Annotated in this window: 6 protein-coding genes; 4 read left to right on the top strand and 2 right to left on the bottom strand. The window is 43.7% G+C overall.

Features of this window, described 5'->3' with window-relative positions; genetic code table 11:
- Positions 1 to 144: 144 nt before the first annotated feature.
- Positions 145 to 1,578: a BCD family MFS transporter gene (locus QUA23_RS04890; RefSeq protein ID WP_333073984.1), complete on the bottom strand. Its 1,434-nt coding sequence runs from the start codon at positions 1,576 to 1,578 to the stop codon at positions 145 to 147.
- Positions 1,579 to 1,720: 142 nt separating this feature from the next.
- On the opposite strand from QUA23_RS04890, the gene QUA23_RS04885 reads away from it, so the two are divergent.
- From QUA23_RS04885 to QUA23_RS04870, 4 genes are all read left to right on the top strand, one after another.
- A complete protein-coding gene (locus tag QUA23_RS04885) occupies positions 1,721 to 2,665 on the top strand; it encodes an aldo/keto reductase (RefSeq protein WP_333074224.1) in 945 nt (314 codons plus the stop codon).
- A 206-nt stretch (positions 2,666 to 2,871) separates the two neighbouring features.
- Positions 2,872 to 3,387 (top strand): isoprenylcysteine carboxylmethyltransferase family protein, encoded by a 516-nt coding sequence (locus QUA23_RS04880; protein ID WP_333073986.1) that lies wholly within the window; start codon positions 2,872 to 2,874, stop codon positions 3,385 to 3,387.
- Between the two features lie 523 nt (positions 3,388 to 3,910).
- Positions 3,911 to 5,164: a hypothetical protein gene (locus QUA23_RS04875; RefSeq protein ID WP_333073988.1), complete on the top strand. Its 1,254-nt coding sequence runs from the start codon at positions 3,911 to 3,913 to the stop codon at positions 5,162 to 5,164.
- 6 nt (positions 5,165 to 5,170) lie between these two features.
- Complete coding sequence (locus tag QUA23_RS04870; RefSeq protein WP_333073989.1) at positions 5,171 to 7,135, top strand: tetratricopeptide repeat protein; 1,965 nt, start codon at positions 5,171 to 5,173, stop codon at positions 7,133 to 7,135.
- A 159-nt stretch (positions 7,136 to 7,294) separates the two neighbouring features.
- Here QUA23_RS04870 and QUA23_RS04865 read toward each other — a convergent pair whose 3' ends face one another.
- Positions 7,295 to 10,129: a CHAT domain-containing protein gene (locus QUA23_RS04865; RefSeq protein ID WP_333073991.1), complete on the bottom strand. Its 2,835-nt coding sequence runs from the start codon at positions 10,127 to 10,129 to the stop codon at positions 7,295 to 7,297.
- Positions 10,130 to 10,133: the final 4 nt, after the last annotated feature.

The following is a 10,133-nucleotide window of genomic DNA, read 5'->3' as shown; positions in this document are numbered from 1 at the left end:
CGAACTCATGTTCAGTCCCGAAAAAAAGATATTTTACCATCTCTTCCTACTCTTTATTTTATTTTTCGGAGATGTCTATTCGTTATTCGTTATTGATTATTGGAACTAACAACTGCCACAAGCCACCGACTAACTGACAAAACCTTAGTCTAATTCATTTTCAAGAATAGTAGCGATCGCACTTTTAGCATTATCCTGAAACTCCCCAACATCCACCCTACCCAACAGCCAAACAGCCAGAATCATACCCACCGCCGGCACCGCAAACACCAAGCCGTAAGCCAACATCGGCACCCCAAACAAACTCCTGCCAAAATCCAAAATAACACCGCCACTAATCGTCGCCACACCCCGCGCCATCGCCTGCGACAAACCCCAAGCACCAATAAAAGTCCCAGCAGTTTCCGCAGCAGTCAAATCCAACATCAAACTCAGCGCACCCGTCGTCGTAATTCCCGAAGCAAAACCAAACAACATTAAAGCCGACTTAAACACAATTGGATTTCCTGTGAATCCAGATAAAATAATTAAACCAAAACAAGCAGCCACCGACAAACAGCCCAACCTAATCGTATTTTGCTTGCCGAGGCGTGGCACAATTAAAAAACCAGTTGCGCTCAAACCGATCAGAGTACCAGTACCGTAAATAGCATTCAACCTAGTAGTTTCCGAAATCGGCATTTTAAAAATTTCCCCGCCGTAAGGTTCCAAAACCGCATCCTGCATAAACAAGCAAATTGTCATAATCAGCAGGAAAGTAAAAAACAAACCGGTTTGGCGGCTAGCAGTCAAAATCCGCAGCGCACTTCCCAGAGTAATTTTATCTTCTCGATTCACTGCGGACGATCGCACCCCGTACCGCGAATACTTTTTCTCAACCCCAAAAGTCGCAATTCCTACCAACAGCAAAACAAGCGCCGGCACCTTCACAAACAAACCATTAATCGAAGCCTGCAACACTTCCCGCGGCACATCCCCATCAATTTGCTTCAGCAAACCGCTGCTAACAATCGCCCCGATAATAATACCAACCATCAGCATCGACCACACCACACCCACCAACTTCGATCGATCTTCCTCATCCGAAACATCCACCAACAAAGCAGCAAAAGGAGTCGAGCTCGAACAAATAGCAATACCGTAAAGCGCAAAAATCAAACCCAACAAACCCACCCAACCGTAAGTAGGAGTCGTCCACCCCACAGCCTCCAAACTGCCGCCCAAGCGCCACATTACCTGCACCGCCAAAAAAGCAGAAATCACAAACAAAACGCTTCCTACCCACACATAACCCGTGCGGTGATGGCCAAACAAAGGCTTAGCATCAGACATTTGCCCGAACCACACCCTAGCCGGCGCGACAAACTGGTGCATCGCCAGCGTACCCGCCACCACAGTAGCCGGAATCGCCAACTCTTTAATCATCACGCGATTGAGCACCCCCAGCGTCAAAATCGACATCATGCCCAATCCCATCTGAAACAAACCCAACCGGAACATAGTCAGGAGGGAAACTCTCTTGATGGCAGGAGTCGCGGAATCTGTTAATCTTGAATCTGGCAAACGGTCGATCGACATAGCTATTCAAATAAACACAGCATTTGCATTTATAGTAACTGACATACTCGCCACCAGCCGTGTTTCCTCCCCCGGCTAGAAGCTCGATCGCGACTATTTATAGAAAAATAATAGACAATAAAGAATTGTGGATTTACCAACCGTGACAACCATTACCCTAGGACAAAATGGCCCAGCCGTCATTCCCCTGTGCGTCGGAACTTGGGCTTGGGGCGACAAACTATTTTGGAACTACGGCAGCAACTACGGCGCCGCCGAAGTCGAAGCAGCATTCAAAACATCCCTAGACAGCGGAGTCAACTTTTTCGACACAGCCGAAGTCTACGGTAACGGCTTGTCAGAAGAATTACTGGGGCAGTTTCTCAAAAAAACCACCCAACCCGTGCAAATAGCCACCAAATTCGGCCCCGTACCTTGGCGGATTACAGGAAAATCAGTTTCCGACGCTTTGAGTGCCAGCTTAAAACGCTTGCAAGTAGAACAAATAGCCCTCTACCAAGTTCACTGGCCCTTCACTTTTTTACTGAGTCAAGAAACCCTGATGAACGCCTTAGCGGATGAAGTAAAACAAGGCAGAATTCAAGCAGTAGGAGTCAGCAACTATTCAGTAGAACAGATGCGGCAAGCCCACAAAATACTAGCAGCAAGAGGCGTTCCCCTAGCAACAAATCAAGTCCGTTACTCCTTGCTGTCGCGGCAAGTAGAAAAACAAGGAATTGTGAGTGCAGCCCGCGAATTGGGAGTCACAATTTTAGCGTACAGCCCCTTAGCCCAAGGATTGCTTACCGGCAAATACACAGCCCAAGAACAACCTACAGGAGCCCGCAAAATGGACTCCCGCTTCAGTAAAAGCGGCCTTCAAAAAATAGAATTAGTCATGTCCACCCTGCGGAAAATGGGCAGAAAGCGCGATCGCACTCCCGCCCAAGTTGCCCTAAACTGGTTGATATGCCAAAACGGAGTCATCCCCATTCCCGGCGCCAAAACCGCAAAACAAGCCGAAGAAAACGCAGGGGCATTAGGCTGGAATTTGAGCGAAGATGAAGTCAATCAATTAGAATTAATGACTCGTCCCTGGCGAGAATAAATTTGTTAATTGTTGACGGTTGACTGTTCGCTGTTCGCTGTTCGCCGTAGGTTGGGTTTTACTTCACTCTACCCAACCTACAGTTCACTTTCTTCTCACCTCTTCCCTCTTCCTTGTCCCTCTTCCCTCTTCCTTCTCCTTCATTCCTTGTCCCTCTTCCCTCTTCCTTCTTCCTTCTTCCTTCTTCCTTCTTCCTTCGTCTTACTATGAAAATCTTAACTGACTGGGGCTTCACGCGCGAAGGCTGGCGCAACAACAGCCGTGGCGAATATTTAGTTTTGCTTCAAGGAGGATTGCTCACAGGATTTGTAATCTTACCAGTTTATCAACTGCCAGGATTAAAAATTCAATCAACCCACTTACTTTATATTATCTGGTTTATGGCCAGTATTCTCGGCTTAACCGGATTAATTTTCATCATCAAAGCATTGATAGATTTAGGAAAAAACCTCACGCCTTTACCGTATCCCAGAGAAGATGGAGAATTAATCCAAACAGGCATTTACGGAATTGTGCGACACCCATTATACAGCGGCTTAATTTTAGCAGCTTTCGGCTGGACAATTTTAAAAATCAGCTTATCGCACTTAGTAGCTACTGCAATTTTACTGATATTTTTTGACATCAAAGCCAATCGCGAAGAAACCTGGTTGAGTGAAAAATATCCCAACTATTCAGAATATCGTCAGCGAGTCAAAAAAATAATTCCTGGAATTTATTAACAGTTCGATCGCCCATCTCTACAAAGTTTTGCTCCGGTTGTCAACTTGTAGGTTAAGAGGACGGGTTATGGCGATGAGTAAGGGCGATCGCGCTCATCACTATGTGCCAGTTGCGTAAGTCCTGTTTCAGGGAACCTGAAGTTTACTGAGGTTTTCTGAGGTTATCTTAATTTTTTAGTGATTTGTATGTTAAGTCGCTCTAAGAAAACTACTTAAGTTATCTATATGGACTATTTTTAGTGATTGGGAGAACCTATAAATAACGGTTCAGAAACAAGAACCGAAAACAACCTAAAACAAAGGAAGTCAAGTTTATGCAATCCACCAACGTCAAACCCATCAACAAGCACAACCTACAATCCATGAAAAAGTTTGTAATTCGCGAAGCGGAAACGCTGAGGACTACTGCTGCTAAGCATGGTAGCTAGAACTTTAAATTGTTAGCTAATTTTCATCTCGCTTAGTTGTTTTCTCGAACTCGTTATTTGTGTAGCGAGTTCGACCACTTCTAGTTAAGGTGCTTATGACAAACTACACAACTGATACTCGTGTGGCAGTCTATCCATTCACACGGCAAGATGAAGGAAAAGAATTTGTTATTGGATGCCCAGATACTGCGGTTTTTTTGGTATTGCCATTAGATGCTGTAGAGTTACTGGATTATTTGGCAGAAGGCAAGACAGTTGGTGAGGCGCAGTCACTCTATCAGCAGAAGTACGGTGAAGTACCAGATTTGGCAGATTTGCTAGAAATTCTAGAGCGTCAGGGATTTGTTCAGCCCTTGGTAAAGGGTAAAACTGCACAATCCCAAGCTTTAATGCAGATGATCGACCGACCCGGCAAATCCAAATCTGCTACAGTACGCTTTCATTTTGCTAGCTTGCCGCAATCCTTAGCTCAAAGGATATTCAGCCGCCGTGTACTACTTAGCTGTGGTATCTTAATCGGCTTAGCTTTGCTGGCGCTCACTGTAGAACCTTCGATTGTTCCTGGATGGGATGCGCTCTTTTTCAAGGAAAACTTAACATTAATGCGTTTGGTTCTCTCCTTAATTGGCTACCTCACACTTTTTCTACACGAAATGGCTCATTTAGTGGCGGCTCGTGCTGTGGGTGTTTCCTCCCGGCTAGGTATCAGCAATCGTATGTGGTTTCTAGTGGCAGAGACGGACATGACTGGTGTGTGGAGCGTTCCCAGAAATCAGCGTTACCTGCCATTTTTGGCAGGGCCATTGCTGGATGCCGTCTCAGCCTCTGTTCTTACCCTAATCTTTTTTGCCCAGAATTACGGGTGGCTAGTGCTGCATCCGGTGCTTTTCCAGTTAGGCCGAGCTACTTTGCTGGTTTATCTGATGCGCTTGCTTTGGCAGTGCTTCTTGTTTGTGCGAACGGATTTTTACTTTGTTATCGCTAATTTCTTTGGCTGTAAGAGCCTGATGAAAGACACAGAGATATTCCTGCGGAATCAAGCAGCCCAGTTCTGGCGCTGGGTGCGTCCGGTGAATCAATCTCATATCCCCGTAGCTGAGATGCGCGTGATTCGTTGGTATGCACTGTTGTGGCTTGTAGGTCGCATTGCAGCTCTGGGCTCCCTCATCTTTATTAGCATCCCACTGTTGTGGCACTACTGTTTGCAGATCTTCACGGTTTTTAGTGCTGGATATCAGGCCAATCCTTACGCTTTCGTAGATGTCTTGTTAATGACATTGCTTGTGCTTGGCCCTGATAGTGCTGGTTTTTGGCTTTGGATTCGTAGTTTTCGTACATCGCTGAGGTAAATGTTTATGGACTGGCAAAATTACATCCCGACACATTCTGTTGATTTGATAGGTCAGGCAATCTTATTAGAAGCAAAATCGGGTGAGTTTCGTCGCGCAAGGCTACAACAATGGCTGAAAGAAGCTCAACAAAACGGAGCCTCAACCTGGCTTTTATCCTGCGATCGCGAGGAAGGTGGCCCTTGGGCTGGCTTGAACGAGCTTCTAAGCAGTTTTATCGCAAAAATTCAAACCCAAGCACCCGATTTAATTACCAAGCATGATTACGAATTGGTTCATGTTTTACCCGCTTTGCGACGGACAATATCGGTAAGGTATCTGGCTTTGACGGATACCGCCCCGGAAGGCGAACAGGTAAGCAATCACCCAGCGGATCGGGTAGTAAGGATTCTACATGGGATTATCAATCTTCTAAGTGATTGGTATGAACGCACTGGTGATGGTTCTCCTTGGGTAATTGTGTGCGATCGCTACGATCGCGCTAGCACCCTAGTACGTCACTTTTTTGTGGAATTAATGCGCCGTCGTGGAAGACAGATGAAACTGACTCTGCTGCTCGCTACTGATGTAGGAGCAAGCGAAACTGTAGTTGGTGAGTTTCATCTCAACTGCCTGGGACAGCGTGTAAAATGGGACGAATTTGTTGAGCCAATTTTACCTGTTTGTCCTCAAGAGATGAGACGGTTGGCTCAAGAACTAGAACAAAAGGTAGGGGAAGACTCGATCGAGCAGGAAATCCATCTGCCACAACTGATCCGCTATTGGTTGCACAGTGACGAACCTATCTGTGCTTTGGAGCATCAAATTAAAGCTTGCTCAATATACACCAGACGCGCTTTTTATGAAGATGGGTTATTTTATGGTGAGGCTGCCCTAGCGCAAATAGAGCTTCACTGCCCAGAAGACAGCTATAAGCGATCGCAGTTAGTTGAAAAGATGTACCTTTGCTATATCGCGCTCGATCGCCCAGTGCAAGCATTTCAGCTGTTAGAGAATGCGATGAGGAGAATAACAGACCCCTATTTCCTTTGTCGTACTTGCTACCTGATGGGGATGTTGTACGCTAGCTATCTTCCAAACCGCGATTTAGCTAAAGCAGAAGCTTACCTTGAACGAGGTTTGGAACTGCTGGAACAAGCAGATATACCGAAGCAGGCGAAACTGGTGGCAGGCACTACTAACCGCAGGGGATTAGCACTAATTTGGTATCGTCAAGGAAAACACTATGAAGCAGCAGAGCTCTGTTGGTCTTGCTATGAGCAGCTTAATACTGAATTGGGTTCACAGCAATGTCTTCAGCCACAAGCACTTTTACTTTTTAACGTTGCTTACACTTATGCTACCCTTGACATTTATGATAAGGTGATCGTTTACCTCACTGCTGCATTAAAGATAGACTCGAACTACTCGGAATACTATAACTATCGTGGGAACGGGTATTTTAAGATAGGGCGTTTGCAAGATGCCATTAACGACTACTTAAAAGCGATTGAGCTAAGTCCGCCCTATTATGAGAGCTGGATAAATTTGGGGCAGTGCTATCGACTAACGGGACAAATAACAGAAGCGGTAACTGCTTATTCAAATGCTCTCGATATAGATCCTAATCAAAGCTTGGCTTTGATTGGTCGCGCTCAAGTATTTGAGGCGTTAGAGCAGCCGGATGCAGCATTGGCAGATTATAATGCAGCATTGGTTCTTAACTCTAACCAGCCTTTAGTCTTAGCGAACCGTGCTATTTTGCACTACGATGCTGGACGGTATCAAGAAGCTTTTAATGATTTGAATTTGGCGATCGTCCTGTCACCGGAAAATGCCGAATTTTATCAAAACCGAGCTGTTGCTTTAATAGTTTTAAGCCGTTTTGAAGAAGCTACACAGGATCTGGCAACTTATCTACGCCTCAAACCAGATGCGGACGATCGCTCTGAAGTGGAAAGCAAGTTATTCGCCCTTCAAACCGATGGATAAGTCCAGACTAATACTACCGTTGGTGTGCTAAGAGAAATATCTAACCAAGCTTCTGAGTGTAATTCTCGCAGCTCGGTTAGATATTTCTGGAGTCAGATAATTTCGATACACAAAATTACGTCTGAAAAACCTGGCTGTCAACAGTCAACAGTCAACTGTTTAAAGACCATTACCAATCAGAATAAACGGTGCCCAGTAGTATGGATGACTCAAACGACTAGCCACTGACGGTCTCAAATTACTGCGGCTTCTAGCTAAAATTGATAAATTGGTCGCTCGACCCAACACTGAATCATCACCTGTAATTAATGCGATTTGCGCTTTTTGCAAAGCTTCCGCCTTCTTAGTATTTCCCGACTGCAACGCCGTATAAAAAGCAATCATTAACGCTTGAGTACCGCCATCATCTACTTTCCATAAAGATGCGATCGCCGCTTTTGCCCCTGTTTCCTGTATCTGGTAGCCAAAACCTAAAATTTCTTCTCCATTACCTAGTTGGCCACCTATTCCCGTCTGGCAAGCACTCAATACTACCAAGTCTACATTCAGTAGATTTAAATTTTGAATATCGGGCATGGTAATTGTATCCCCATCACCAAGCAAAATAAACGAATCTTCTGGTTGTCCCGTAACAAACATAGCATGAGTTGCCAAGTGTATAATTGTATAATCTGGCAAGCGGGGAATCATTGTGGCGCGATTGAATTCCCTATCTATTAATTTTGTAGTTCCTGACATCATCGCGGCTAAATTTTCCACTTCTAGCCCCGCAAATTGCAAACCAGAAAAAGCAAATCGAGTAGCACCCCGTTCAAAATTATAACGACCTGTAGCAAAAGCACCAGCTAAAATGTGAGGTTTAGCAGCAGTTTCTTCAGTGAATTTTGTGAGGCTCATAGCAGTAATATTATTAATGGCAAACCGCTGTCCCAACCATTGTTTGCCGTCGTATAAAGCTGCTAGGGGAATGTAGCGCAACTGCCCGTCAGGAGCATAAATAATGCTTTTAGCTTGTGCTTCTGTCAGATCGTGTTCGAGGGGTTTAATTAGCAAGTCATAAAGTTTTTTTGCGGGTGTTTTGGCATCGGATTTGGGATTTTCCAAAGCCATGCGGAATTCCATAATCGATCGATTGAGGTCTTGTTTTTTAACTGTTACAGTGCGCCGGAATGGGGGAGACTCAGCGGTTGTGATTACTAACTCTAAACGGTCTTCTAAAATTAAAGGCTGAATCAATACTGCCTTTTTTTTCAAGCGATTCAATATGTCCGATCGAATGTTAGTAAGAAGACCTAAATTAACAGTTTGAGCAGCAGGGCTGAGCTGCTGGATGAGGGCAACAATTTCAGGAGAATTAATAAATTCCTTGAATCTGCCGCGCATTTCCTGCTGCATTTGCCTGAGATTGGCAATTTCTTGTTGCTGCTGTGGCGTGCGGTTAGCTACGGGAATTTTTTCTAATTCAGCAAGCTTTCTGCCTAGTTGAATTTCTCGATTTAAAATTTCATTGTGTCTGTTTCGGATTTGCTGTTCTTGAGGAGTTAAGGGAATACCTTGTGCTGTTTTTTCGTTTCCCCGAACGGAACGGAGATAATCTTCGATTTCTTGAATTTTGAGTAAATCGAGGACTTGTTGTGCTTCTAAAACTCGGTCTTGTTGCAGTAATAGATCGGCGAGGTGGCGGTAGGTATCGGCGACAGTTGTTGTGTACGATCGTTGTTGTTCGGTGGGGAGAGAGTGCAAATCGCTACGAATTGATTCGGTGACATTAACTGATAATTTATAAAAGACGATCGCCATTTCCGATCGATTTTGTTTTGCTAAGACTTCACCAATGTTACTAAGAATAAGACGTTCAATTTGGCGATCGCCAACTTTTCTCATAATTCCTAAAGCTTTTTGGTAGGAATCTAATGCTTTTTCAAATTGATTTAAACCTTTATATGCACTACCAATAGTATCAATAGTGTTGCCTATCCACATCTGTTGTCCTAGTTCTTGAAAAATTACTAATGCTTGCTTTGATACTTCTAATGCTTTTACATATTTACCCTGTTCTTGATAAACGTTTCCGATATTATTTAACACGATTGCAGTATTAGCCCGCTCGCCAATTTTTTGAAAAATAGCTAATGCTTGTTGAAAAAAATCCAAAGCTTTAGAGTATTCGCCTAACTGGTTATACGCCCACCCAATATTATGAAGAGTTTTTGCTTCGCCCGACAAATCTTTAGTTTCCCTGCGCAGCAACAAAGCTCTTTGATAAAAATCCAATGCTTTAACGTTCTCGCCTATGGCAGTATAAAGTAGACCCAGATTATTCAGAGTGCGTCCAACACCTACTTTATCGCCTGCTTCCTGACCAATAACAAGACTCTGCTGATAAAAATTCAATGCTTGGGCGTAGTTGCTTAAACCTTTATAAAATGTACCAATGTTTTTTAAACTACGTCCAATGCCTACTTTGTTACCAATTTCTTGATAAACAGCCAAGGCTTGTTGTCCAAACTCCAGAGCTTTGTAATATTGCCCTTGGTAATAATAAATCATTGCCATTTCATTAAGAGTTTCCCCAAGAATTATTTTGTCACCAATTTCTTTACTAAGAATTAGGGATTGCTCGAAGTATTGGAGCGAGCGAGTGTAATTATTTAATTTTGCGTAGACTAGACCAATTTGATAGCTAGTGTCTGCAATGCCTTTGCGATCGCCAATTTTTTGACAAATTGCTAGAACTTGTTGATAGCTTTCTAAGGCTTCAATATACTTATTATTTTGGAAAAATTGACTGCTTTGCTGGAGCAACGGCTCTGCTTCTATGTTACATTTCCTGGTGCTTGTAGTTTGTACTATAAACGTTAAATTAGGCTGTCTGTAAGTTGAATTTTGGGTTGCTGATAGCTCATGATTTCTGCCTAACTCTAAAGCTTGCCTGTTAGATAAAAGAGTTAGATATGCTGTTAACAAAATTAAATAATTAAGTTTAAAAAACATAGAA

This window comes from Microcoleus sp. Pol1C5 (assembly GCF_036701115.1).
Lineage (GTDB): Bacteria > Cyanobacteriota > Cyanobacteriia > Cyanobacteriales > Microcoleaceae > Microcoleus.
The sequence above is the reverse complement of the archived record's forward strand: the minus strand, read 5'-3'. Positions and strand labels throughout refer to the sequence as shown.